Origin of the sequence: Thermomonas sp., from assembly GCF_046293095.1 — a bacterium.
GTDB lineage: Bacteria > Pseudomonadota > Gammaproteobacteria > Xanthomonadales > Xanthomonadaceae > Thermomonas.
In genome coordinates this window covers 126607-151231 of the sequence record NZ_JBKBPN010000001.1, presented here as the reverse complement: position 1 = coordinate 151231, position 24625 = coordinate 126607, and the positions used below count along the sequence as shown (strand labels likewise).

At 68.2% G+C, this 24625-nt stretch carries 22 protein-coding genes and 1 tRNA gene; 8 read left to right on the top strand and 15 right to left on the bottom strand.

Features of this window, described 5'->3' with window-relative positions:
• Positions 1–70 precede the first annotated feature (70 nt).
• Together gyrA and ACK4SG_RS00750 are read left to right on the top strand one after the other, a co-directional pair.
• Entirely contained in the window at positions 71–2635 is a 2565-nt protein-coding gene (gyrA, locus tag ACK4SG_RS00755) for a DNA gyrase subunit A (RefSeq protein WP_409598960.1), read from the top strand.
• A gap of 129 nt (positions 2636–2764) precedes the next feature.
• Complete coding sequence (locus tag ACK4SG_RS00750) at positions 2765–3880, top strand: HDOD domain-containing protein (RefSeq protein ID WP_409598959.1); 1116 nt, start codon at positions 2765–2767, stop codon at positions 3878–3880.
• A gap of 51 nt (positions 3881–3931) precedes the next feature.
• On the opposite strand, the gene ACK4SG_RS00745 is transcribed toward ACK4SG_RS00750, so the two are convergent.
• Positions 3932–4414, bottom strand: a complete 483-nt coding sequence (locus ACK4SG_RS00745; protein ID WP_409598958.1) for a peroxiredoxin — start codon at positions 4412–4414, stop codon at positions 3932–3934.
• 139 nt (positions 4415–4553) lie between these two features.
• On the opposite strand from ACK4SG_RS00745, the gene ACK4SG_RS00740 reads away from it, so the two are divergent.
• Positions 4554–5048, top strand: a complete 495-nt coding sequence (locus tag ACK4SG_RS00740) for an Hsp20/alpha crystallin family protein (RefSeq protein WP_409598957.1) — start codon at positions 4554–4556, stop codon at positions 5046–5048.
• 254 nt (positions 5049–5302) lie between these two features.
• Entirely contained in the window at positions 5303–6208 is a 906-nt protein-coding gene (locus ACK4SG_RS00735) for a DnaJ C-terminal domain-containing protein (protein WP_409598956.1), read from the top strand.
• 108 nt (positions 6209–6316) lie between these two features.
• Here the strand turns inward: ACK4SG_RS00735 and pilH are convergent, their stop codons facing one another.
• The 11 genes from pilH to purB form a co-directional block, all read right to left on the bottom strand.
• Positions 6317–6709 carry a twitching motility response regulator PilH gene (gene pilH / locus ACK4SG_RS00730; protein ID WP_409598955.1) on the bottom strand — a complete coding sequence of 131 codons (393 nt, stop codon included), beginning with the start codon at positions 6707–6709 and terminating at the stop codon, positions 6317–6319.
• A gap of 60 nt (positions 6710–6769) precedes the next feature.
• Complete coding sequence (locus ACK4SG_RS00725; protein WP_409598954.1) at positions 6770–7774, bottom strand: YhdH/YhfP family quinone oxidoreductase; 1005 nt, start codon at positions 7772–7774, stop codon at positions 6770–6772.
• Positions 7771–8382: a TIGR00730 family Rossman fold protein gene (locus tag ACK4SG_RS00720; protein ID WP_409598953.1), complete on the bottom strand. Its 612-nt coding sequence runs from the start codon at positions 8380–8382 to the stop codon at positions 7771–7773. The genes ACK4SG_RS00725 and ACK4SG_RS00720 overlap by 4 nt, the downstream gene beginning before the upstream one ends.
• Positions 8379–8732: a DUF3147 family protein gene (locus ACK4SG_RS00715; protein ID WP_409598952.1), complete on the bottom strand. Its 354-nt coding sequence runs from the start codon at positions 8730–8732 to the stop codon at positions 8379–8381. Before ACK4SG_RS00715 ends, ACK4SG_RS00720 begins: the two co-directional genes overlap by 4 nt.
• 65 nt (positions 8733–8797) lie before the next feature.
• A complete protein-coding gene (gene lpdA, locus ACK4SG_RS00710; RefSeq protein ID WP_409598951.1) occupies positions 8798–10228 on the bottom strand; it encodes a dihydrolipoyl dehydrogenase in 1431 nt (476 codons plus the stop codon).
• A gap of 92 nt (positions 10229–10320) precedes the next feature.
• A complete protein-coding gene (gene sucB / locus ACK4SG_RS00705) occupies positions 10321–11520 on the bottom strand; it encodes a dihydrolipoyllysine-residue succinyltransferase (protein ID WP_409598950.1) in 1200 nt (399 codons plus the stop codon).
• A gap of 30 nt (positions 11521–11550) precedes the next feature.
• Entirely contained in the window at positions 11551–14379 is a 2829-nt protein-coding gene (locus tag ACK4SG_RS00700) for a 2-oxoglutarate dehydrogenase E1 component (RefSeq protein WP_409598949.1), read from the bottom strand.
• 162 nt (positions 14380–14541) lie between these two features.
• Positions 14542–15042, bottom strand: a complete 501-nt coding sequence (locus ACK4SG_RS00695; protein WP_409598948.1) for a hypothetical protein — start codon at positions 15040–15042, stop codon at positions 14542–14544.
• Positions 15039–16247: a JmjC domain-containing protein gene (locus ACK4SG_RS00690; protein ID WP_409598947.1), complete on the bottom strand. Its 1209-nt coding sequence runs from the start codon at positions 16245–16247 to the stop codon at positions 15039–15041. Before ACK4SG_RS00690 ends, ACK4SG_RS00695 begins: the two co-directional genes overlap by 4 nt.
• Positions 16244–17155: a subclass B3 metallo-beta-lactamase gene (gene bla / locus ACK4SG_RS00685; protein ID WP_409598946.1), complete on the bottom strand. Its 912-nt coding sequence runs from the start codon at positions 17153–17155 to the stop codon at positions 16244–16246. The genes ACK4SG_RS00690 and bla overlap by 4 nt, the downstream gene beginning before the upstream one ends.
• Position 17156: 1 nt before the next feature.
• Positions 17157–18521, bottom strand: coding sequence for an adenylosuccinate lyase (purB, locus tag ACK4SG_RS00680; RefSeq protein WP_409598945.1), 1365 nt, complete (start codon positions 18519–18521; stop codon positions 17157–17159).
• 81 nt (positions 18522–18602) lie between these two features.
• Between purB and ACK4SG_RS00675 the strand changes: the two genes are divergently transcribed.
• The gene (locus ACK4SG_RS00675; RefSeq protein ID WP_409598944.1) at positions 18603–20003 is read left to right on the top strand and encodes a class II fumarate hydratase; all 1401 of its coding nucleotides are present in this window, start codon (positions 18603–18605) and stop codon (positions 20001–20003) included.
• A 21-nt stretch (positions 20004–20024) separates the two neighbouring features.
• On the opposite strand, the gene ACK4SG_RS00670 is transcribed toward ACK4SG_RS00675, so the two are convergent.
• Positions 20025–20681, bottom strand: coding sequence for an energy transducer TonB (locus ACK4SG_RS00670; RefSeq protein ID WP_409598943.1), 657 nt, complete (start codon positions 20679–20681; stop codon positions 20025–20027).
• A gap of 91 nt (positions 20682–20772) precedes the next feature.
• On the opposite strand from ACK4SG_RS00670, the gene serS reads away from it, so the two are divergent.
• A complete protein-coding gene (gene serS, locus ACK4SG_RS00665; protein WP_409598942.1) occupies positions 20773–22053 on the top strand; it encodes a serine--tRNA ligase in 1281 nt (426 codons plus the stop codon).
• Between the two features lie 81 nt (positions 22054–22134).
• On the opposite strand, the gene ACK4SG_RS00660 is transcribed toward serS, so the two are convergent.
• Positions 22135–22719, bottom strand: a complete 585-nt coding sequence (locus tag ACK4SG_RS00660) for an FMN-dependent NADH-azoreductase (RefSeq protein ID WP_409598941.1) — start codon at positions 22717–22719, stop codon at positions 22135–22137.
• 114 nt (positions 22720–22833) lie between these two features.
• Between ACK4SG_RS00660 and ACK4SG_RS00655 the strand changes: the two genes are divergently transcribed.
• A complete protein-coding gene (locus ACK4SG_RS00655) occupies positions 22834–23820 on the top strand; it encodes a LysR family transcriptional regulator (RefSeq protein ID WP_409598940.1) in 987 nt (328 codons plus the stop codon).
• A gap of 3 nt (positions 23821–23823) precedes the next feature.
• Here the strand turns inward: ACK4SG_RS00655 and ACK4SG_RS00650 are convergent.
• Positions 23824–23913, bottom strand: a tRNA-Ser gene (locus tag ACK4SG_RS00650).
• A gap of 194 nt (positions 23914–24107) precedes the next feature.
• Between ACK4SG_RS00650 and ACK4SG_RS00645 the strand changes: the two genes are divergently transcribed.
• Positions 24108–24596 (top strand): NUDIX hydrolase, encoded by a 489-nt coding sequence (locus ACK4SG_RS00645; RefSeq protein ID WP_409598939.1) that lies wholly within the window; start codon positions 24108–24110, stop codon positions 24594–24596.
• Positions 24597–24625: the final 29 nt, after the last annotated feature.

The window sequence follows — 24625 nt, the reverse complement described above, 5'->3', positions numbered from 1 at the left end:
GGCCTGCGTGCGGACCTTGTGTCCGTAGGGCGCCTGCGGGCTGGAATTCACGATTGGAAACGGACGCACGATGGCCGATCTCGCCAAGGAAATCATCCCCGTCAAGCTGGAAGACGAGATGCGGCGGAGCTACCTCGATTACGCCATGAGCGTGATCGTGGGGCGCGCACTTCCGGACGTTCGGGATGGCCTGAAGCCGGTCCACCGCCGCGTGCTGTTCGCGATGAACGAGCTGGGCGCGCACAGCAACAAGCCCTATTACAAGTCGGCGCGCATCGTCGGTGACGTCATCGGTAAGTACCACCCGCACGGCGACAGCGCGGTGTACGACACCCTGGTGCGCATGGCGCAGCCGTTCTCGCTGCGCTACATGCTGGTGGACGGGCAGGGTAACTTCGGTTCTATTGACGGCGACTCTGCGGCGGCGATGCGTTACACCGAGGCGCGCATGTCGCGCCTATCGCACGAGCTGATGGCCGACATCGACAAGGACACCGTCGACTTCCAGCCCAACTACGACGAGAAGGAACTCGAGCCCACGGTCATGCCGACCCGGGTACCGAACCTGCTGGTCAATGGCTCCGCCGGCATCGCGGTCGGCATGGCGACCAACATCCCGCCGCACAACCTCGGCGAAGTGGTCGATGCCACCATCGCGCTGATCGACAACCCGCAGATCGACATCGATGGTCTGATGGAGTTCATCCCCGGCCCGGATTTCCCCACCGCCGGCATCATCAACGGCGTCGGCGGCATCCACGTCGCCTACCGCACCGGCAAGGGCCGCGTGCGCATGCGCGCCAAGGCCGATATCGAGGTGGCCGATAACGGCCGCGAGTCGATCATCGTCACCGAGATCCCCTACCAGGTGAACAAGGCGCGGCTGATCGAGAAGATCGCCGAGCTGGTGAAGGAGAAGAAGCTCGAGGGCATCAGCGAGCTGCGCGACGAGTCCGACAAGGACGGCATGCGCATCTACATCGAGGTCAAGCGCGGCGAATCCGCCGAGGTCGTGCTGAACAACCTCTACGCGCAGACCCAGATGGAGTCGGTGTTCGGCATCAACATGGTGGCGCTGGTCGATGGCCGCCCGCAGCTGCTGAACCTCAAGCAGATCCTCCAGGCCTTCGTGCGCCACCGCCGCGAGGTGGTGACCCGCCGCACCATCTTCGAGCTGCGCAAGGCCCGTGCCCGCGCCCACATCCTCGAAGGCCTGACCGTCGCGCTGGCCAACATCGATGAGATGATCGAGCTGATCAAGACCTCGGAAAACCCGCAGGTCGCCAAGGAGCGCATGCTGGCGCGCACCTGGCAGCCGGGCCTGGTCGGCAGCCTGCTGGCCGCGGCCGGCGCCGAGGCCTCGCGTCCGGAGGACCTGCCGGCTGGCGTGGGCCTGTTGGCGAGCGGCTACCAGCTCACCGACACCCAGGCCCAGCAGATCCTGGAGATGCGCCTGCATCGCCTGACCGGACTGGAGCAGGAGAAGCTCACCGACGAATACTGCCAGCTGCTGGAGGAGATCGCCGGGCTGATCCGCATCCTGGAGAACCCGGACGTGCTGATGGACGTCATCCGCACCGAGCTGCGCGACCTCAAGGCCGAGTTCAACGACCCGCGCCGCAGCGAGATCCGCGCCTCCGAGGAGGATCTCGACATCCTCGACCTGATCGCGCCGGAAGACGTGGTGGTCACCCTGTCGCACGCAGGCTATGCCAAGCGCCAGCCGGCCACCGCCTACCGCGCGCAGAAGCGCGGCGGCAAGGGCCGCAACGCCGCGGTGACGAAGGACGAGGACTTCATCGACCAGCTGTGGCTGGTGAACACCCACGACACCCTGCTCACCTTCACCAGCCAGGGCCGGGTGTTTTGGCTGCCGGTCTACCAGCTGCCAGAAGCCGGCCCCAATGCGCGCGGCCGGCCGATCATCAACTGGATCCCGCTGGAGGAAGGCGAGAAGGTGCAGGCGGTGCTGCCGGTGCGCGAGTACGAGGACGGCAAGTTCGTGTTCTTCGCCACCAAGGGCGGCACGGTGAAGAAGACCGCGCTGACCGAGTTCGCCTTCAAGCTGGCGCGCGGCAAGATCGCGATCAGCCTGGACGACGGCGATGCCCTGGTCGGCGCGGCACTGACCGATGGCCAGCGCGACATCATGCTGTTTGCCAGCAATGGCAAGGCGGTGCGCTTCGACGAGGCCAGCGTCCGCGCCATGGGCCGCACCGCCACCGGCGTGCGTGGCATGAAGCTGGCCGAGGGCGAACGGGTGGTGAGTCTGATCGTGGTCGATGGCGAGGGGGATATCCTGACCGCCAGCGAAAACGGGTATGGCAAGCGCACCGCGCTGGACGCGTTCCCGAAAAAGGGGCGCGGCACCCAGGGCGTGATCGCGATGAAGACCAACGAGCGCAACGGCGCGCTGGTCGGCGCAATCCAGTTGTCGGATCACCACGATGTGCTGCTGATCTCCGACGGCGGCACGCTGGTCCGCACGCCGGCATCGGACATCTCGCAGGTGGGCCGCAACACCCAGGGTGTCACCTTGATGCGTCTGGCCGAAGGGGAGAAGCTGCAGGCGATCGAGCGCCTGGACGCCACCCTGGACGCCGCTGCCGACGAGATCGCTGACGCGGCGGAATGAGCCGCGGCGATGCCCCCCGGCGGGGACGCCCCGGCCTGCGATTTCGCGCTCGACTTCGGGTAGCCTGTCCCCGTGCATGCCGGGGACGGTGCCTGTGCGTGCACCGGGGAAACGGACGGCGGAGGAAGAATGGACGCGTGGGCATGGGGGGCGATCGCTGGCGTGCTGGTGGTGGTGATCGGCATCGCCATCTGGTGGTACCTGCGCGACGACGGTGATGATCGCCGTCCAGCCCCCCGCTACGCGCCACGCCCGTCGGACGACGAGGGCGACGCGGATGCCGCCCCGCTGGACGCCGAGGCTGCTGCGGATCCCCGCATTCCCACCGGCCGGGCACTGGTACGCGAGCTCTATGCCGCCGCGGTGACGCCTGCATCGGCGGCCGATCCCATGCCGGCCGACGAGGCCGCTGCCGCGCACGCCGCCATCGCCGCGGCCTGTGCCAACCTGCTCTCCCGCACCCAGTTCCAGGCCCGCCACATGCCGCGCCGGCCGCAGCTGTTGCCCAAGCTGATGCGTGCGCTGAATGATCCCGACATCTCGCTGGAACAGATCGCCCATATCGTCAGCGAGGATCCGACGCTCTCCGCCAACCTGTTGCGGATCGCCAACAGCCCGTTCTACCGGATCCAGGAAAAACCGGTCGAAAGTCTGATGCGTGCGGCAACGCTGCTGGGCCTGGATGGCCTGCGGCCGGTTATTGCCGCCGCGCTGCTGCAGCCTGTCATGCAGACCGGAGATGGCCCGCTGGGTCGCCTGCCGGGCGTGATCTGGGAGCACACCCAGCTGGCTGCCGACGTGGCTGCCGGGATGATACGCGCCGGGCGTGGACAGGAGGATGCCTTCGCCGCGCAGATGGTGGGCTTGCTGCACGGGCTGGGCGCCATCGTGGTGGCGCAGGTGCTGCGGGACAACTATGCGCTGCATGCGCACCTGGCCCCCGATCCGCGCACGGTGGCGCGCGTCCTGGACGAGCAGGCTGCGCCCATGGCCCATCGCATCGCCATGGCGTGGGAGCTGTCCGATCGCATAGGCGTAGCGCTGGAGGCACAACGCGCCGAAGCCATGCCCACCGACCCGCTGGGCCGTGCATTGCGGGCCGGCCGCATCGCCGCGGCGCTGGCCATGCTGGTGCGTGAGGGGCGCTTCAGTCGGGACGAAGGCCTGGAGATGCTGGAAGCTTGGGCCGCCAGCCGCGGCGTCAGTGCCGATTTTGCCGGGATGTGGGTGCGGCTGCTGGCTTGACCTGTCCGGCCGCCACCCCACCTCCGTGATGCCGGCGGCAGGGAATGGCAGTCAGGTGGGGAGATGGGCCAGCACGTACTCCGCGGAAGAGACCCGGAATTCACCCGGTGCTTCCACCCACAACCCCCGCACGATGCCGTCCTCGGCATACAGGGCGAAGCGCTTGCTGCGCACCCCCATGCCATAGCCGCTGGCATCCAGCTCCAGCCCCAGCGCGCGGGTGAGGTCCGCATTGCCGTCTGCCAGCATTTTCATCCCCGGCGGCACATGCTGGCTCTTGCCCCACGCGTGCATCACGAAGGCATCGTTGACGGCCATGCAGGCCACCTCGATGCCCTTGGCGCGGAAGGCATCGTAGTGCTCCACGTAGCCGGGCAGGTGGCGTTCCGAACAGGTCGGGGTGAAGGCCCCCGGCACCGCGAACAGGACCAGCTTGCGATTGCCGAACAACGTGTGGGTATCGATCCGGTGGACGCCGTCCTCGATGTACTGCAGGACGGCTTCGGGGACGCGCTGGCCGATCTGGATGGACATTGGGGGCCTCCTGTATGGCTGAAAAAATCCTGACTGCGGTTGAGCGGGCCGGCGGCGCGTCTCTTGAGCGACGATGCCCTTGCTCCCATCTACTGGGTCGCGGCAGTGGTACTGCCGCAACTCGCAGGAGGAGGATGCTATGAACACGATCACTCATACCCATGATTCCAGGATCACGCAAGCGCCGCGTCGTACCGGCCAGCTCTCGGCTGCGGATGACGTGCGTCAGCTGTTCGAACGGTTCTTCCAACTGGGCGACCTGGCCGATGGGTCGTCGGTGGTGACCAGCGAGTGGACGCCGCGGGTGGACATCCGCGAGGAGGACAACCGCTTCCTGATCCTGGCCGATCTGCCCGGTATCGATCCGGATGATGTCGAAATCATGATGGACAAGGGCATCTTGTCGATCAAGGGCGAGCGCAAGAGCGAGGTGCAGGAGCACGCCGAGCGCTACAGCCGCATCGAGCGCCGCTACGGCATGTTCCACCGCCGCTTCGCGCTGCCCGACAGCGCCGATCCGGAGGGCATTACGGCCCAGGGCCACAACGGCGTGCTGGAAATCAGCATTCCCAAGCGGCCTGAAACCACCCCGCGTCGCATCCCGGTTGGCAAGCGCGAGACCCGCGTGTCCTGATGCGGCCACGCGCCGGACGTCGGGGCCCGGTGAGTGTATGTTGGACGGCCCGCGCTGCTCGCGGGCCGTCTTTGTTGGGGCATCCTCCAACAGACCGTCTCCCCCCGTGGTTGTGCGGCCCATCGTGCAGCGGTGATCCGCAGCATGAACGGCCGGAGCTGTCGCATCCATATAGGTGGTGACGACATGGAGGACATATCGGGGAAGGCCCGGCATGTCGTATCTTCCCCCCTTTGATCTGGAAATTGGCTGGCATGGAATTCAAGGACTACTACGGCATCCTCGGGGTCGAACCCAGCGCCGGCGAAGCGGAAATCAAGACGGCCTACCGCCGGCTGGCGCGCAAGTACCACCCGGATGTCAGCAAGGAAAAAGGCGCCGAGGAGAAGTTCAAGGCCGTCAATGAGGCCTACGAGGCGCTGCGCGATCCGCAGAAGCGGGCGGCCTATGACCAGCTGCGCGCCAGCGGCTACCGCCCGGGCGACGAGATCCGGCCGCCGCCGGGTGGCTTCGGGCGCGGTCCGGGCGGGCAGCCCGATTTTGACTTCGACGAGATCTTCGCCGGCGGTGGTGCCGGCGGCGGGTTCTCCGACTTCTTCGAGAACCTGTTCGGAGGCCGTGGCCGCGCCCCCGGAGGCGCCCGTGCAGGGCAGCCGATGGGCGACACCCGCGCCAGGCTGGCGGTGCCGCTGCATGCGGTCTACAACGGCAGCAGCGTGCGCATCGGCGTGGCCGGCCGCACGCTGGACGTGCGCGTGCCCAAGGGCATACGGCCTGGCCAGGTCATCCGCTTGGCCGGGCAGGGCAACGGCGGCCGCGACCTGCTGTTGGAAGTGGAGTACGCGGCCGACCCGCAGTTCGAGGTCGATGGCCGCAACATCCTCTACACCCTGCCGGTGGCGCCCTGGGAAGCGGCGCTGGGGGCCACGCTCAATGTGCCCACCCTGGGCGGGCCGGTTGAGGTGAAGATTCCGCCGGATTCGGAAGCTGGTCGCAAACTGCGGCTGCGCGGTCGCGGGCTACCCGGTAGCGGCAATGCGCCGGCGGGCGACCAGATCGTCGAACTGGAGATCCTTGCGCCAAAAGCGCATACGGAGGCCCAGCGCAAGGCCTATGAAAAGATGCGCGATGCGTTCGGTGACGACTGGCGGCGTGCGTAACCGGCGGCGTTCCCGCCGGCGCCCGCGGGCAGCAGGCCGTGGTTGTGGTCTCCGGCCCGTCGCATCGCCCGCGCCCGCATGCGCCGCTTGGCCATGCGGGTGCCTGGCTCAGGCGGTGCCGGCCCCGCTGCCGGCGTTGCCGGGCAGGTACTGGCGAATCATCTCCGCCAGTTCGGACTCGCTGAACGGCTTGGTGATATAGGCCTTGGCGCCCTGACGCATGCCCCAGACGCGGTCGGTGTCCTGGTCCTTGGTGGTGACCAGAATCACCGGGATGTGTTTGGTGGCCGGATCCCGGGTGATCGAGCGGGTGGCCTGAAACCCGTTGAGGTTGGGCATCACCACGTCCATCAGGATCAAATCCGGCAGCTCGCGCTTGGCGGCTTCCACACCGGCCGCACCGTCTTCGGCGGTCAACGCCTCGTGACCGAGCTTTTCGACGATGCGACGGATGCTCATCAACTGCGAGGGCGAGTCGTCAACGATCAGAATGCGAGCCATGCGGAAAATCCCCTGGGTATGGGTTCGATTGTAGCGGTAGGTCGTCTGCCTGCAACCCGGTCAGTGCCCGCTGTCGATGCGCACCAGGGTGCGGCCGAGCGAGCCGCCGGCCAGCATCCGGGTGAACACCTCGGGCAGTGTGTCCAGGGTGGTTTCGTGGGTGCAGATCGCGTCCAGGTTGTCCGGTTTCCAGTCGTGCGCCAGCCGGCGCCAGACCTCGTCGCGAATCTCGCGTGCGGTGCCAGCCGAGGCCACGCCCAGCAGCGAGACGCCGCGGATGATGAACGGCATGACCGTGGCGTGCAGCTCGGGCGAGGCCGCCAGCCCGCAGCTGGCGACATTACCGTAGGGTGCGGTCTGGGCCAGCAGGCTGGCCAGCATGGCGCCGCCGACATTGTCCAGGCCGCCGCCGAAGCGCGCCGAATCCAGTGGGCGGTTCGGGGCCAGGGCCTCGCGGCCCAGCACGGCGTGGGCGCCGAGTGCGCGCAGATAGTCGGCCTGGTCGGCCTTGCCGCTGATGGCATGCACTTCGAAACCGGCCTTGCGGAAGATGGCGATGGCCAGCGAGCCCACGCCGCCGGTGGCACCGGTCACCGCCAGCGGGCCCAGTGCCGGTGTCTGCCGGTTCTCGATCATGCGCAGCAGGCCCAATGCGGCGGTGAAGCCGGCGGTGCCCAGGATCATCGCCTCGCGCAGGGTCAGGCCCGCGGGCAGCGGAATCACCCAGCGCGCGTCCAGGCGTGCGTAGTCCGCATAGCCACCGTCACGGGTTTCCGACAGGCCGCAACCGGTCACCAGCACCGGGTCACCCTCCTTGAAGCGTGGATCGGTGGAGGCGACCACATGGCCGGCGACGTCGATGCCGCCGACCAGCGGGAACTGGCGCAGGATCTTGCCCTTGCCGGTGCCGGCCAGGGCGTCCTTGTAGTTGACCGAGGAGTACGCGGTCTTGATCACCACGTCGCCGGGGCTTAGGTCGTCCAGCGCTAGGGTTTCGATGCCGGCGTGATAGCCGGTTGCGTCGTTATGGATGCGGAAGGCGCGGAAACGGGTGGGGATGCTCATACGTCCTCCGGGGTGAGTTGCAATTGCGAGCGGCGCTTCTCGTCCAACCACTTGTCGGCCTGCGCCGGCACGTAGCTGCGCATCCAGGCCAGCAGGGCGTCGATGTCGCTGCCGTGCCACATGTCCTGGCGCTGCTCGGGATGCAGAAAGCGCTCGCGCACCATGGTGTCCAGCATCGCCATCAGCGGCTGCCAGAACCCGTTCGCTTCGAGGAAGGCGCAGGGCTTCTTGCCAAGGCCCAGCTGGCGCCAGGTCAGCATCTCGAACATTTCATCAAGCGTGCCAAAACCGCCGGGCAGGGCGACGAAGCCGTCGGCCAGTTCGAACATCCGCGCTTTGCGGGTGTGCATGGAGTCGACCACCTCCAGCCGGGTGACGCCCTTGTGCGCCACTTCCCAGTCCACCAGCTGCTGCGGGATGACGCCAATCACCTCGCCGCCGCCCGCCAGCACGGCGTCGGCCACCGTGCCCATCAGACCGACATTGCCGCCGCCGTAGACCAGCGCGATGCCGTCATCGGCGAGCCGCTTTCCCAAGCGGCGGGCGAGGGCGACGTAGGCCGGATCGCCACCGGCGTTGGAACCGCAATAGACGCAGAGGGTCTTCATCCTGCACTCCTGAAATGGGTCAAGGCCGCCTGGGTGGCGCTCATGCCGGCGAAGGCGGCGAGTGCCGCGACCGCGAAGCATGTCCACACCGGCCAGCCGGCCCGCAGCGACAGGCTCAGCGCTGGGAAGAACGCCAGCCCGCCCAGCACGAACCAGAAGATATCCATCGACAGTCGCGCCACCTGGCGCGGGTCGCCGGTATCGACATACAGCCAGCCCAGCACCAGCAGCGACGTCACCGGCAGCGCCGCCACCAGTGCGCCCAGCAGGCCGGGGCGCTTGGCGAGGCCCGAGGCAAGCAGCACCAGCGCCACCGTGATCGTCGTCTTGAGCAGGAACTGCAGGGGCATCGGCGTGGCGGGGTCTCGAAATGCGAACGGCGCCGCGAAGGCGCCGTCCGGGGACGCGGGCGGCCTCAGTTGGCCTTGTGGATCGCCCGCTTGTGCACCGCCATCGCGGCATCGTGCACGGCCTCGCTCAGCGACGGGTGCGCATGGCAGATGCGCGCCAGGTCGTCGGCGCTGCCCTTGAACTCCATCGCCAGCACGCCCTCGTGCACCAGCTCGGAGACGTTGGCGCCGACCAGGTGCATGCCCAGGATGGTGTCGGTCTCGGCGTGCGCCAGCACCTTCACGAAGCCTGCCGGCTCGGCCATCGCCACCGCACGGCCGACCGCCGCGAACGGGAAGCTGCCGGCCTTGTACGGGATGCCCTCGGCCTTCAGCTGCTCCTCGGTCTTGCCGACCCAGGCGATTTCCGGCTCGGTGTAGATCACCCAAGGGATGGTGTCGAAGTTGACGTGGCCGGGCAGGCCGGCGATGAGCTCGGCCACCGCGATGCCTTCCTCGAAGCCCTTGTGCGCCAGCATCGGGCCGCGCACGCAGTCGCCCACCGCCCACACGCCGTCGACGCCGGTGTGGCAATGCTCGTCCACCACGATCTGGCCGCGCTCGTTGAGCTGCACGCCGGTGCCCTCGGCCAGCAGGCCACGGGTGGCGGCGCGGCGGCCCACGGCCACCAGCAGCTTGTCCACCACCAGGGTCTGCTCGGCGCCCTTGTCGTCGGTGTAGCGGACGTGCACGCCGTCCTTCTTCACTTCGGTGTTGCTGACCTTGCAGCCCAGGCGGATGTCCAGCCCCTGCTTCTTGAACTCGCGGGCCGCGACCTTGCTGACTTCGGCATCGGCAGCGGCGAGGAAGGTGGGCATGCCCTCGAGGATGGTGACCTCGGCGCCCAGGCGGTTCCACACGCTGCCCAGTTCGAGGCCGATCACACCGGCGCCGATCACGCCCAGGCGCTTGGGTACCTGTTCCAGGTTCAGTGCACCCACGTTATCGATGATGTGCTCGCCGAACTTGGCGAACGGCAGCTCGATGGAGTCGGAACCCGCGGCGAGGATGACGTTGGTGCCCTTCAGCGCGATTTCGCTGCCGTCGTGCTGCTTCACCGTCACCACGTTGCCAGGCTGCAGCTGGCCGAAGCCGTAGAAGGTGGTGATCTTGTTGGCCTTGAACAGCGCCGCGATGCCGCCGGTGAACTGCTTCACGATGGCATCCTTGCGGGCCACCATCTTGGCCACATCGATCGCAGGCGACTTGAAGCTGATGCCGTGCTGGTCGAACAGGTGGCCCATGTTCCAGAACTGGCGGCTGGAATCCAGCAGCGCCTTGGACGGGATGCAACCCACGCGCAGGCAGGTACCGCCCAGTGCGGGCTTGCCGTCCTTGCCGAGGGCGGCATCGATGCAGGCGGTCTTCAGGCCCAGCTGCGCGGCGCGGATGGCGGCGTGGTAGCCGGCCGGGCCGGCACCGATGACGACGACGTCGAATTGCTGTTGTTCGCTCATTGCTTTGTTCCTGAACTTGGTAGCGGGGGCAGGATTCGACCTGTGATGCCCCGAAACAGGACGGGAACCGTTGCCGGTTCCCGTCGCCGGAATCACATGCCCAGCAGCATGCGGTGCGGGTTTTCCAGCTGGTTCTTGATGTCGACCAGGAACAGTACCGCGTCCTTGCCGTCGATGATGCGATGGTCGTAGCTCAGCGCGATGTACATCATCGGCGCGGCGATGACCTGGCCGTTCTCGACGATGGCACGCTCCTTGATGGCGTGCATGCCGAGGATGGCGCTCTGCGGCGGGTTCACGATCGGGGTGGACATCAGCGAGCCGAAGGTGCCGCCGTTGGTGATGGTGAAGGTGCCGCCCTGCAGGTCGTCCAGGCCCAGCTTCCCGTCGCGTGCCTTCTTGGCGTAGTCGGCGATGCCCTGTTCGATCTCGGCAAAGCCCATCCGTTCGACGTTGCGCAGCACCGGCGTGACCAGGCCCTTGTCGGTGGCCACGGCGATGCTGATGTCGGCGTAGCCGTGGTAAATGATGTCGTTGCCGTCCACCGAGGCATTGATGATCGGATGGCGCTGCAGCGCGTTGGCGGCCGCCTTGGCGAAGAAGCTCATGAAGCCGAGCTTGATGCCGTGGGTCTTGACGAAGTCGTCCTGCAGCTCCTTGCGCATCTCCATGACCTTGGCCAGATTGACCTCGTTGAACGAGGTCAGCATGGCGATGGAGTTCTTGGACTGCATCAGGCGCTCGGCGATGCGGACGCGCATGCGGGTCATCGGCACGCGCTCCTCGGGGCGGGCGCCGCCGGCCACGCCGGCGGTCTTGCCGCTGGCGTAGTTGACGATGTCTTCCTTGGTGACCATGCCGCGGCGGCCGGTGCCGGCCACGTCGGCGGGGTTCACGCCGCTGGTGGCAGCGGCGAAGCGGGCGCCCGGCGGCAGGCTGTCGGCAGCGGCCGGCACCGGCTTGGCCGGTTCGCTCTTGGGGGCTTCGGCTTTGGGGGCTTCGGCTTTGGATGCTTCGGGCTTGGCAGGCTCGGCGGCCGGGGCAGCCGCCACGGCGCCTTCCTCGATCACTGCGATCACCTGCTGGCTGGTGACGGTGTCACCTTCCTTGAAGCGGATTTCCTTCAGCACGCCGTCGACCGGCGAGGGAACCTCCAGTACGACCTTGTCGGTTTCCAGGTCGAGCAGGTTTTCGTCGCGCTTCACCGCGTCGCCGGCCTTCTTGTGCCAGCTGGCGATGGTGGCGTCGGAGACGGATTCGGGGAGAACCGGGACTTTGACTTCGATGGCCATGAGGGCGTCCTGTCGGAATGCGGAAATAGGTTAGTCGGCGTCGCTGTCGCCGCCCAGCGGGTTCACCAGGGCGTCGGCAAGCAGCTTGTTGAGTTCGGCCACGTGGTCGGCCATGTGGCCGACGGCGGGCGAGGGCGAGCGTGCGCGGCCCGCGTAGCCCAGCACCTGCTTGGGCTGCAGGCAGGCGCGCAGATGGTGCTGGATCTGGTACCAAGCGCCCTGGTTCTGCGGCTCTTCCTGGCACCAGATGACCTCGGTGGCGGAGGCGAAGCGCTTCAACTCCGCGGTCAGCTCCGGACGCGGGAAGGGATACAGCTGCTCCACGCGGACCAGGGCCACGTCCTTGATCTCCTGCTTCTGCGCCTCTTCCAGCAGGTCGTAATAGACCTTGCCGGCGCAGACCACCACGCGCTTGACCTTCTTGGCGGTCGCGGTGGTGTCCGGGATGAGCCGCTGGAAGCTGCCGTTGGCCAGCTCGTCCAGCGTGGACACCGCCAGCTTGTGGCGCAGCAGCGACTTGGGCGTCATCACCACCAGCGGCTTGCGCGTGCTTTGACGCATCTGCCGACGGATCATGTGGAAATCCTGCGCCGGGGTGGTGGGCGTGCAGACCACCATGTTGTCCAGCGCGCACAGTTGCAGGAAACGCTCCAGCCGCGCCGAGCTGTGCTCCGGGCCCTGGCCTTCGTAGCCGTGCGGCAGGTACAGGGCCAGGCCGCACAGGCGGTCCCACTTGGCCTCGCCGGCGGCGAGGAACTGGTCGATCACCACCTGCGCACCATTGGCAAAGTCGCCGAACTGGGCTTCCCAGATGTCCAGAGTCATCGGATCGGCGGTGGCATAGCCGTATTCGAACGCCATCACCGCCTCCTCGCTGAGCAGCGAGTCGATGATGGTGACGTCCTCGGGGTTTTTCACCAGCTCGCGCAGCGGCAGGTGGTAGGCGTCGGTGTTCTGGTCGTGCAGGATCGCGTGGCGGTGGAAGAAGGTGCCGCGGCCGCAGTCCTGGCCGACCAGGCGCAGGCGATAGCCTTCGTCCAGCAGGGTGGCATAGGCCAGGTTTTCGGCGAAGCCCCAGTCGCCCGGCTGCTCGCCGGCTGCCATCTTGCGGCGGTCGTCATAGATCTTGGCCACGCGCGGATGCAGCTTGATCGTGTCCGGAATGGTGTTGATCCGGCTGGCCAGCGCGTCCAGCGTCTTGCGCGCCACCCGGGTATCCACCGGATCGGACAGTTTCCCGGACAGGAACGGCGACCAGTCCACGGCCAATGCGTCGGGCTGTGGCTTGGCCAGCTCCGTGGTGACTTCGCCAGCGTCCAACTTGGTGCGAGTGGCATCCACCAGCGCCTGTGCCTCGGTGGCCGGTACGCTACCTTCAGCGGCCAACCGCTCGGCATACAGCTCGCGGGTGGTCTTCATCGACCGGATCTTCTTGTACATCACCGGCTGGGTGGCGGCCGGTTCGTCGGCTTCGTTGTGGCCGTGGCGGCGGTAGCAGACAAGATCGATGACCACGTCCTTGCCGAAGGTCTGGCGGAAATCCAGCGCCAGTCCGGCGCAGAAGACCACCGCTTCGGGGTCGTCACCGTTCACGTGCAGCACCGGGGCGTCGACCATCTTGGCCACGTCGGTGCAATACAACGTGGAGCGGGCGTCCTCGGTGGCGCTGGTGGTGAAGCCCACCTGGTTGTTCACCACGATGTGTACCGTGCCACCGACGCGGAAGCCGCGTGCCTGCGACATCTGGAACAGCTCCATCACCACGCCCTGACCCGCAAAGGCGGCGTCGCCGTGGATCAGGATCGGCATCACCTGCTTGCGCTCGTGATCGTTGCGACGGTGCTGGCGCGAGCGTGCGCTGCCGGCCACCACCGGATCGACGATTTCCAGGTGCGACGGGTTGAACGCCAGCGCCAGATGCACCGGGCCGCCGGGGGTGGCCACGTCGCTGGAGAAGCCCATGTGGTACTTGACGTCGCCGGTGTGGGCGTGGCCTTCGCTACGGGTGTGCTCGAACTTGCCCTCGAACTCGTCGAACAGTTTGCGCGGCGGCTTGCCCAGGGTGTTGACCAGCACGTTGAGACGGCCGCGGTGGGCCATGCCCATCACGATGTCCTTGACGCCCTGGGTGCCGGCGCGGCGGATGGTGACGTCCAGCAGCGGGATCAGCGATTCGCCGCCTTCCAGCGAGAAGCGCTTCTGGCCGACGTACTTGGTGTGCAGGTAGCGCTCCAGCCCCTCGGCGGCGGTCAGCCGTTCAAGGATGCGGCGCTTGTCCTCATTGGTCAGTCCGTAATTGCCGGCTGCGGCTTCCAGGCGCTCGTACATCCAGCGGCGCTGATCGGCGTCGGTGATGTGCATGAACTCGGCGCCGATGCTGCCGGTGTAGGTGGCTTTCAGCACGGCCAGCAGCTCGCGCAGCTTCATGCGCGGCCGTCCGGCCACGCCGCCGGTGCTGAACTCGCTGTCCAGGTCCCGCTCGGAGAGTTGATGGAATGGCAGGGTGAGGTCGGGCGGATCCAGCGGCGGGGTCAGCCCCAGCGGGTCCAGCTTGGCGGCCAGATGGCCGCGCGAACGGTAGGCGGTGATCAGGCGGCCGACATGGCGCTCGCGCTCGTCGCCGGCACCTGTGCAAGGCCTGGCCTGGCGGGCCTGGCGGCTGGCTTCGGCGATCTGGGCAATCACCGCCGAATGCGGGATATCGCCGGTTTCGCGCCCTTTCAGGGCATCGAAATAGTGCTTCCACTTGGGGTCCACGCTGTCCGGCGCGACCAGGTACTGCTCGTAGAGATCTTCGATGTACGCGCCATTGGCGCCGAGCTGGGAGGTTTGGGCGAACTGCTTGAGGAGACTGTCCACGGTGTGGCAAGCAACCTATCGGTGGGGTGGGGGGTGTGCCCGTTCCGGCGCTGGCCTCAGGTCAGGACGGGACAAAATCTGAATGCGCGCAAGCAAAGAGTCGGAATTATAGCCGCAGGGGTGCCGCGGGCGCATGCGACCGAAGTCAATAAGCGGCGGATTTCAGATGCCCAGCGCCCGGTATTCAGTCACGGGACGGGATCGCTCCCAGATTTCCTCGAACCGCTGCTGCAACTGCCGCACCCGGGCGCGGCCATCCAGGCAGGCGCTGCCGGCCACGTCGTCGCCCTGCGCGCGCACGTAGTAGCCGCCGGCGTCGGTGGCCACCATCGCGGCGCGGTCCTCGCGGTAGGCGGGATCCACCACTTCGCGGAACTGGAACACGCTGGGCAGGCGCTGGGCCAGTGCCAGCAGCTTCATGCGCGCGGACTGCGGCGCGGCGGCATCGTGCAGCAGCACGCGCACCTCGACCTCGCGGCCGGAGGTGGCGAAGGCCCGCAGCGCCGCCAGCACGTCGGGGTGGTCGAACAGCCACGGTTCGAGATCCAGGCTGCGGATCCACACGGCCCGCCGTGCGCCCGCCAGCACGCGGGCGGTGACTTCGACCGCGCTGGCCTTGTCGGTGATCCGCAGCAGGCCGTCGTTGGCGGCGTCCTCGGTCATGGCGCGTCCTCCTCGTCCAGGCGGTAGTGGCCGGCGGCCAGCAGGGCCACCACCGTGGCCTTGCCCGCCTCCGCAAGTCCAGCGTACAGCGTCGCATCGACGGTGTCCGCGGCGGCCAGCCGGCGAGCGTCGTCTACGTCGAGGGCGTGGGCGGCGCCGCCGGCGTACAGCCGCGCCGCGCCCGGGCCGCCCTGGCGGGCGCGCCGCCAGGCCATCCGCGACCACGGGTGTCGCCACAGCCGGGCCCCGGCGGCCAGCGCCCGCTCCAGCGCGGTACGCGGCGGGGCATCGTCGTCGGGTGCCGGCTGCACGGCGCTACGGTAGGTGGTGATGAAGGCGCCGAACCAGTCGCCAAAGCGGTCGGGATCGTCCATCCGCAACCGGCGCAGCGCCGCTTCCACCCGTGCCATCGCGGCCTCGTCGATCTCGGTGGCATCGGCAGGCAGCACGAGATCGGGGTCGGCGTAGCGCAGTTCGTCCGGGGCGTCGGCGGCCAGCGTGTCGGCGTAGTCGCCCAGCAACTCGGCCGCGGACGGCGCGCGCATGCCCACCGAGAAGGTCAGGCAAGGGTCTTCCGCCACGCCGTGGTGGGGGACGCCGGGCGGCAGGTAGAGCATGTCGCCGGGGCCCAGCACCCAGTCGTGGGTGGGCTGGAAGTCGCGGAGCAGCTTGATGTCGACGTCGTTGCGGAACTCCAGCGGCGGCGCGGGCGAGGCGTCGATCTGCCAGCGGCGGTGGCCCTGCGCCTGCAGCAGGAACACGTCGTACTGGTCCACGTGCGCGCCGACGGAGCCGCCGGTGGCGGCAAAGCTGACCATGATGTCGTCGATCCGCCAGCGCGGCAGGAAGTCGAAGTGTGGCAACAGCGCACGCAGGTCGGCATCCCATTTGTCCACGTCCTGCACCAGCAGCGTCCAGTCGTGGTGGGGCAGGCCGGGGAAATCGTCCTCCGCGAACGGCCCGTGGCGCACCGTCCAGCCATCGCGGGCCTTGTCATGCTCGATCAGCCGCGCCAGCACGCCGTCCTCGCAGGCCAGCCCGGCCAGGTCTTCCGGCGTGATTGGCGAGACGAAGCCGGGAAAGGCGTTGCGGATCAGCAGCGGACGCTTCTGCCAGTAGTCGCGCAGGAAGGTTTCCGGTGGCATGCCCAGTGGGGCCGGCCCGGCAGCGGCGTCGATTTCGATGGGCGGGGGCACCTCGGTCATCGCCTCGGTTCCTTGCGTTCGTCGGCCAGGCGGCTGGCGAGGTTGGCGCGCGCGGCCGCAGCGAAGGCCCGGCAGGCCCCCGCATCGACCAGCGGTGCCTCGCCGCGGAGCCGCGCCAGCAGGTTGCTGGCGACAGGATGGGGTGTGAGGAGCACGTCGCAGGGGAGGCGGGCGACGGTGTCCAGGCTGCGCTCAAACGCGGCCACGTAGGCCGGATGGTTGATGAAGCGGAAGTGGCCGTCGGTCAGCGCGCTGTGGCTGTCGATGTAGGCAAAGTCGAGGCACCGCCTGCCTTCGCAGGACCGCCACGTCCAGCTGGTTCCGCCGGGGGCGTGGCCGGGCGTCGGATGCGACTGCAGCACGAGGTTGCCGAGGCGCACCGCGGCGCCTTCGGCCAGGGGGCGCACGTCGGCCACGGCGGGAAAGCCGGCCAGCTCGCCGAACTGCGGGTCGTCGTGGCCGGGCTTGCCGGTCCGCAGGGTAGCGACCGCAGGGGCGCGTGCCAATACGGGAGCGCCTGTGGCCCGCTGCAGGCCGGCCAGCCCGCCGGCATGGTCCATGTGCTCGTGGGTGTTGAGCAGGCGCTTGACCTGCCGCGGATTGATGCCGAGCGCGCGGACGTTGGCGAGGATCGCGTCGGCAGCCCGGTCGGTCGCGCCGTCGATCAGGATCGCGCCGGCATCGCCCACCACCAGGATGGACGCGATGCCGCAGGTGCCGACGAAGTAGGTGTTCCCGAAGATGCGACGCGGCGGAGCGCGGTCGCTCCAGCCGTCCATCGGGCTGGCGTCAAGCGGGCACGCCGGCACGTCCACGGGCGCCGGCACACCGTCGATTGGGCGCGATGGGCCGCTCGCGGCCAGCGCCAGCAGGGCCGCCACCAGGACTACCGGGTGGCCAGACTGCATGTCAGATCTCCCGCGCCAGCCGCTCCGCCAGGCCGGTGTAGCGGCCCGGGGTCATGTCCAGCAGGCGTGCCTTGTCGGCATCGGGCAGATCCAACGCGGCGATGAAGGCACGCATCGAGTCCGCCGTGATGCCCTGGCCGCGGGTCAGCGCCTTGAGCTGTTCGTACGGATTCGGCAGGCCGTGGCGGCGCATCACCGTCTGCACGGCCTCGGCCAGCACTTCCCAGCTGGCGTCGAGGTCGGCGGCCAGCCGCTCCGGGTTGACGCTCAGCTTGCCCAGGCCGCGCTGCAGGGCGTCGAAGCCTATCAGCATGTGGCCGAAGGCGGTGCCCAGCGCACGCAGCACGGTGGAGTCGGTGAGGTCGCGCTGCCAGCGGCTGATCGGCAGCTTGGCGGCGAAATGCTCGAACAGGGCGTTGGCGATGCCGAAGTTGCCTTCGGCATTTTCGAAGTCGATCGGGTTGACCTTGTGCGGCATGGTGCTGCTGCCCACTTCGCCAGCCTTGACCGCCTGCCTGAAGTAGCCTTGCGAGATGTAGCCCCAGATATCGCGGCACAGGTCGATCGCGATGGTATCGATGCGTTTGGCGGCGTCGCACAGTTCGGCGATGCCGTCGTGCGGCTCGATCTGGGTGGTGTAGGGCTGCCAGTCGAGATCAAGCGACTCGACGAAGCGGCGCGAGAACGCCGGCCAGTCCACGTCCGGATAGGCCGCCACGTGGGCGTTGTAGTTGCCCACCGCGCCGTTGATCTTGCCGGGCATCGGCAGCCCGGCCAGCACCGTGCGCTGGCGGTGCAGGCGCGCCACCACATTGGCCAGTTCCTTGCCGACGGTGGTGGGCGAGGCAGTCTGGCCGTGGGTGCGCGAGAGCATTGGCAGCGCGGCGTGCTCGTGCGCCATTGCGCGCAGCGTCTGGATGAGTGCGTCGAGTTTCGGCAGCAGCACGTCCTGCCGCGCCTGACGCAGCATCAGCGCGTAGGACAGGTTGTTGATGTCCTCGCTGGTGCAGGCGAAGTGCACGAACTCCAGCGCCGGGCCCAGCTCGACATCGTCCTTCAGCTGTTCCTTGATGAAGTATTCCACCGCCTTGACGTCGTGGTTGGTGGTCGCCTCGATGGCCTTGACCCGCGCCGCGTGTTCGACCGAGAAGCCGTCGGCCAGCGCCCGCAGACGCGCCACGGCGTCAGCGGAGAACGGCGCCAGTTCCGGGATGCCCGGCTCGGCGGCCAGCGCCAGCAGCCATTCCACTTCCACGATCACGCGGGCGCGAATCAGCCCGTATTCCGAGAAGATCGGGCGCAGCGGATCGACCTTGCCGGCATAGCGGCCATCGAGCGGAGACAGGGCGGTCAGGGCGTTGGACATGGGCAGCGTGCGGGCGGGTAAACGCGCATTCTAAACCGTCGCAGGGCTATGCTCCGGGGCACCACACCCCTGGAGCAGCCCATGGCCACGCGCATGACCCGCAGCAAGACCCGCACCGAGCACGACAGCATGGGCGCGTTGCAGGTGCCTGCCGATGCGCTGTGGGGCGCGCAGACCCAGCGTGCACGCGACAACTTCCACATTTCCGGACGGCCGATGCCAGCGGCGTTCGTGCGCGCGCTGGCGCTGGTCAAAGCGGCGGCGGTCATGGTCAATGGCCACCTGGGGCTGCTGGATTCTCCCCGCGCCGACGCCATCGTGGCGGCCGCCACGGCCATTGCCGGTGGGGCCCACGCCGACCAGTTCCCGGTGGATCGCTACCAGACCGGCTCGGGCACGTCCAGCAACATGAATGCCAACGAGGTGATCGCCCATCTGGCCAGCGCCGCCTGTGGCCAGCCGGTGCATCCCAACGATCACGTCAACCTGGGTCAAAGCAGCAATGACGTGGTGCCGACGGCGATCCGGGTGATGGCGGCACTCGAGGTGCGGCAAGCCCTGCTGCCGGCACTGACGCATCTGCGCAAGACCATCGGCAAGCGCGCCAAGACATTGGGCAGCGTGGTCAAGACCGGCCGCACCCACCTGATGGATGCCATGCCGCTCACGTTTGCGCAGGAGTTTTCCGCCTGGGCCGCACAGTTGGACTCGGCGCAGGCCCGGATCGAGGACAGCCTGAAGCGCGTGCGCCGGCTGCCGGTTGGCGGCACCGCCATCGGCACCGGCATCAATGCCCATCCCAAGTTCGGCAAGCGCGTGGCCAAGGCGTTGGCGGCCGCTACCGGCATCAAGTTTGTCCAGGCCGACAACCTGTTCGAAGGCTTGGCAGCGCAGGATGACCTGGTGGAGCTGTCGGGTCAGCTCAATGCGCTGGCGGTGGCGCTGATGAAAATCGCCAACGACCTGCGCTGGATGAACTCCGGCCCGCTGGCCGGGCTGGGCGAGATCGAGCTGCCGGCCCTGCAGCCGGGCAGCTCGATCATGCCGGGCAAGGTCAATCCGGTGATCCCAGAGGCGGTGTGCATGGTCTGTGCCCAGGTCATCGGCCTGCATCAGGCGGTGACCGTGGCCGGGCAGAGCGGCAACTTCCAGCTCAACGTGATGCTGCCGCTGATCGCCAGCAACCTCGACGAGGCCATCGGCCTGCTGGCCAACGCGATGCGCGCCTTGGCCGACCAGGCCATCGCCGGCCTGCGCGTGCGCGAAGACCGCGTTGCCGCCGCGCTGGCGCGCAATCCCATCCTGGTCACCGCGCTCAATCCGGTGATCGGGTACGAGCGGGCGGCACGGATCGCCAAGCGCGCCTACGCCGAAGGCCGTCCGGTGCTGGAGGTGGCGCTGGAAGACAGCGGGCTGGACGCCGACACCTTACGTCGGCTGCTGGACCCGGCCGCGCTCACCCACGGTGGGATCGGGGGTTGAGGCGGGCCGCAGCGCCCGTTCTCAGCGCCCGTTCGGGTTGAACGCGATTGGCACCGTGACATCGGCGGCGACCGGCTGGCCGTTGCGGATCGCGGGCTGGAACTGCCAGCGCCGCACTGCCTCCAGCGCGGCACGATCGAGATAGCGGTTGCCGCTGCTCTCGGTGATCTCCAGACGGTCCACGCTGCCGTTCGCCGCCACCGTGACCCGGATCTGCACCGTGCCGCCGGCGCCCATGCGCAGGGCTTCCTGCGGGTAGCGCGGCGCGGGCGTGGAGAGCGGTTCCGGCGTCGTACGGTCGGTGGCGGCGGCGGTGGCGGGTGGCGGTGCTGGCGCAGGCGCGGCCGGGCGCGCGGGAGCCTGGAGGATCCGGGCCGGGCTGTCACCCGGCGCCACCGGGGTGTCACTGGCGCTGCCCTTGCCAACCACCCGCAGGCCGCTGGCACCGTCCTGGCGTCCTGCAACATCGGGAGGCAGCGGGGCGGGTAGCGATTCGGTCTGGCCGGGCGCGGCCTCGGAGCCGTCGGGCTTGTAGAAGTCGTAATCGTGCCGCGAATTCAGCCAGACCAGCAGGAACAGCAGCAGGCCGATGCCGAAGGCGATGGCCAGACGCTTGAGCAGGCGGGGCGACAGCGGCAGGGCGGGCCGGGATGGCGGCGGCGGAGCGGACGGCGACATGCCTGCATTCTGGCACAGCCCTGACGGGCGGCCTGTGATCAGGCGCGCGCTCGGTGATAATGACGGTTCACTTTCGACCCGCCAGATCCCCATGCTTGATCCCGTCCTGTTGCGCAACCACACCGCCGATCTCGCCGAGCGCCTGCGCGCCAGTCGCGGCTTCGAACTGGACGTGGCCCGGCTGGAGGCGCTGGAAGCTGACCGCAAGCGCATCCAGGTGCGCACGCAGGAGCTGCAGAACCTGCGCAACACCCGCAGCAAACAGATCGGCATGCTCAAGGCCAAGGGCGAGGACGTGACCTCGGTGATGGCCGAGGTGGCCGGCTTCGGCGAAGAGCTGAAGGCCTCGGAAGTCGAGCTGGAGCGCATCCGGGTCGAGATCGAAGCCATTGCGCTGGGCATTCCCAACCTGCCGGATCCGTCCGTGCCGCTGGGCGCCGACGAGACCGCCAACGTCGAGCAGCACCGCTGGGGCACACCGCGGACATTCGAGTTCCAGGTCAAGGACCACGTGGAGCTGGGTGCGCGCCACGGCTGGCTGGACGGCGAGACCGCGGCCAAGTTGTCCGGCTCGCGGTTCACTGTGCTGCGCGGCCAGCTGGCTCGCCTGCACCGTGCGCTGGCGCAATTCATGCTGGATTTGCACACCGGCGCGCACGGCTACGAGGAAACCAACGTCCCGGTGATTGTCAACGCCGAGTCGATGCGCGGCACCGGCCAGCTGCCGAAGTTCGAGGAAGACCTGTTCTCCACCCACCTGGGCGAGCACAAGCGCTACCTCATCCCCACCAGCGAAGTGCCGCTGACCAATATCGTCCGCGACGAGATCCTCGACGCCGAGCGCCTGCCGCTGCGGATGACCGCGCATTCGATGTGCTTCCGTTCCGAGGCGGGCAGCGGCGGCCGCGACGTACGCGGCATGATCCGCCAGCACCAGTTCGAGAAGGTCGAGCTGGTCAGCATCGCAAAACCCGACGAGTCAGGCGCCGAGCATGAACGCATGACCCGCAGTGCCGAGGCCGTGCTGGAAAAGCTGGGCCTGCCGTACCGCCGCGTGCTGCTGTGCACCGGCGATATGGGCTTTGGCGCCACCAAGACCTTCGACCTGGAGGTCTGGCTGCCGTCGCAGGGGACCTACCGCGAGATCTCGTCCTGTTCCAACTGCGGCGACTTCCAGGCCCGCCGCATGCAGGCGCGCTGGCGCAACCCGGCCACCGGCAAGCCGGAGCTGGTGCACACGCTCAACGGGTCCGGCGTGGCCGTGGGGCGCGCGCTGATCGCGGTGATGGAGAACTACCAGCAGGCCGACGGCAGCATCGTGGTGCCGGAGGTCCTGCGCCCTTACATGGGCGGGGCCGACCGCATCGCCTGACGCACCTGATTCGTGCAGCTAAAAAGCGGGCCCGCATTGCGGGCCCGTCGCGTTCCGGCAGGGGGGAGGGCGCGGAAGGGTTCAAGCGGCCAGCGGCAGGATCGCGTCAATGCGCGCCTGCGCGGCGTCCAGCGCCTGGGTGCACAGGTCGGGCGAGATGTTCAGGCCCTCGGCGCTGACGAACTCCACCGCGGTGATGCCCAGGAAGGCGAACACCTGGCGCAGGTAGGGCTCGACGAAATTGCGCCCGCTGTCCGCCGGGTGCTGCCCGCCGTAAGTGGCGGCCACCACGATGCGCTTGCCGCCGGCCAGGCCCTGCGGGCCGTCGGCGGTGTAGCGGAACGTCTTGCCCGCCACCGCGATGCGGTCGATCCAGGCCTTGAGCTGGCTGGGAATGCCGAAGTTGTACATGGGCGCGCCCAGTACCACGATGTCGGCAGCCAGGAAATCCTCGAGCGCGCGGGCCGAGCGTGCAGCCTCAGTGGGGTCGGCCTTGGCCAAGCTGGCGCCGTCCAGGTGGGGCAGGACGTGCTCGCCGGCCAGGTCGCGGTGCAGGACCTCCAGGCCGGGGACGTCGCGCGTCCAGCGTGCGACGATGGCGGACGAGAGCGCGCGGCTGGCCGAGCCGTCGCCGAGGATGCTGGAATCCAGATGCAGGAGTTTCATCGGAGTGCCTTGTGGGGAAGCGGCGTTGCCGTGTGGGCGGCACTCTAGGCTGTTGCTTTGATGGGATAAGCGTGATCAGATATCACTAATCGTTCCATAAATGGAATTATCGACGTGCATGACCTGAATGACCTCTACTACTTCGCCGCGGTCGTGGACCACGGCGGGTTCGCCGCCGCCGAGCGCGCGCTGGGCATTCCCAAGTCGCGGCTGAGCCGGCGTATCAGCGCACTGGAGACGGAACTGGGCGTGCGCCTGTTGCAGCGTTCCACCCGCCGCTTCGCGGTGACCGATGTCGGCACCAGCGTGCACCGTCACGCGCAGTCCATGCTGGCCGAGGCCCAGGCCGCCCGCGAGGCGGTGGACCGCCTGAGCGCAGAGCCGCGCGGCAGCGTGCGGGTCAGCGTGCCGGTGTCGATGGCGCAGCAGCAGATGCCGAAGCTGCTGCCCGAGTTCATGGCGCTATATCCAAAGGTGCGGGTGCAGCTGGTGGTCAGCAACCGTCGGGTGGACGTCATCAACGAAGGCGTGGACGTGGCCATCCGCGTGCGCAGCAAGCTGGACGAGGACGGCAGCCTGGTGATGCGCAGCTTCGGCCAGATCCAGGAGCTGCTGGTCGCCAGCCCCGCCTATCTGGATCGCGCCGGTCGCCCGCAATCCCCGGAAGAGCTTGCCCAGCATGTCACCCTCAGCATCAGCGAGGACGAGGCGCGCCAGCGCTGGGAGCTGCACGGCCCGGACGGCGAGGTGCGCCGGATCGAACTGCAGCCGCGCGTCACCGGGTTCGATTTCCCGATGATGCAGGCCATGGCCGAGGCAGGCATCGGCATCACCCTGCTGCCGGAGACCATCTGCGCCGAGGCCGTGCGCTCGGGTCGGCTGGAAGTGGTGCTGCCGGATTGGCGGCTGCCGCAGGGCATCGCCCATGCGGTGTTCGCCTCCCGTCGCGGTATGTTGCCGGCGGTGCGCGTGTTCATCGATTTCCTGGCGCAGAAGCTGCCACCGATGCTGGAGGCCGCACGGCTGGGCTGCAGCGACCCCGAATGCCTGAAGGCCAAGGCGAAGGCCCGGGCGAACGGCAAGGCCAAGGCCCCGGCATAGGGATGGCGGAAGCGGTGAGATTCGAACTCACGGTGGTATCGCTACCACGGCGGTTTTCAAGACCGCTGCCTTAAACCACTCGGCCACGCTTCCGTGTATCTGCGGATTGTCTCACGGCGGTTTTACTCGGCGCATCCTGCGCCTCGCCCTGCGGGCCAGCGGCTGCGCCGCTGTTCGCTCTGGCATCCTGCCTGCGCGAGCAAGACCGCTGCCTTAAACCACTCGGCCACGCTTCCGTCGATGCCTGCGATTGTCGCATGCAGAGCCTCCGCTGGCACACTGTGCGCATGCCCTATACCCCCATTGTCGCCACCCTCGGTTACGTCCTGTCACCCGACCGTCGTCGCGTGCTGATGATCCACCGCAACGCCCGTCCCGGCGACCAGCACCTTGGCAAGTACAACGGTCTGGGCGGCAAGCTTGAGCCCGACGAGGACGTGCTGGCCGGCCTGCGTCGCGAGCTGCGCGAGGAAGCCTGCATCGAATGCAGGGCCGTGCGCCTGCGCGGCACGATCAGCTGGCCTGGTTTCGGCAAGCAGGGCGAGGACTGGCTGGGCTTCGTGTTCGTGGTGGATGCCTTTTGCGGCGAGCCGCCCGAACGGAACCCGGAGGGCACGCTGGAGTGGGTGGACGTCGATCGCCTGCTCGAGCTGCCACTGTGGGAGGGCGACCGCCATTTCCTGCCGCTGGTGTTCGACGCCGATCCGCGCCCGTTCCACGGCGTGATGCCGTACCGCGACGGGCGCATGGTGTCCTGGCGCTACTCCCGGGTCTGATCCCGCGCAACGCTGCATTCCGATGGGAT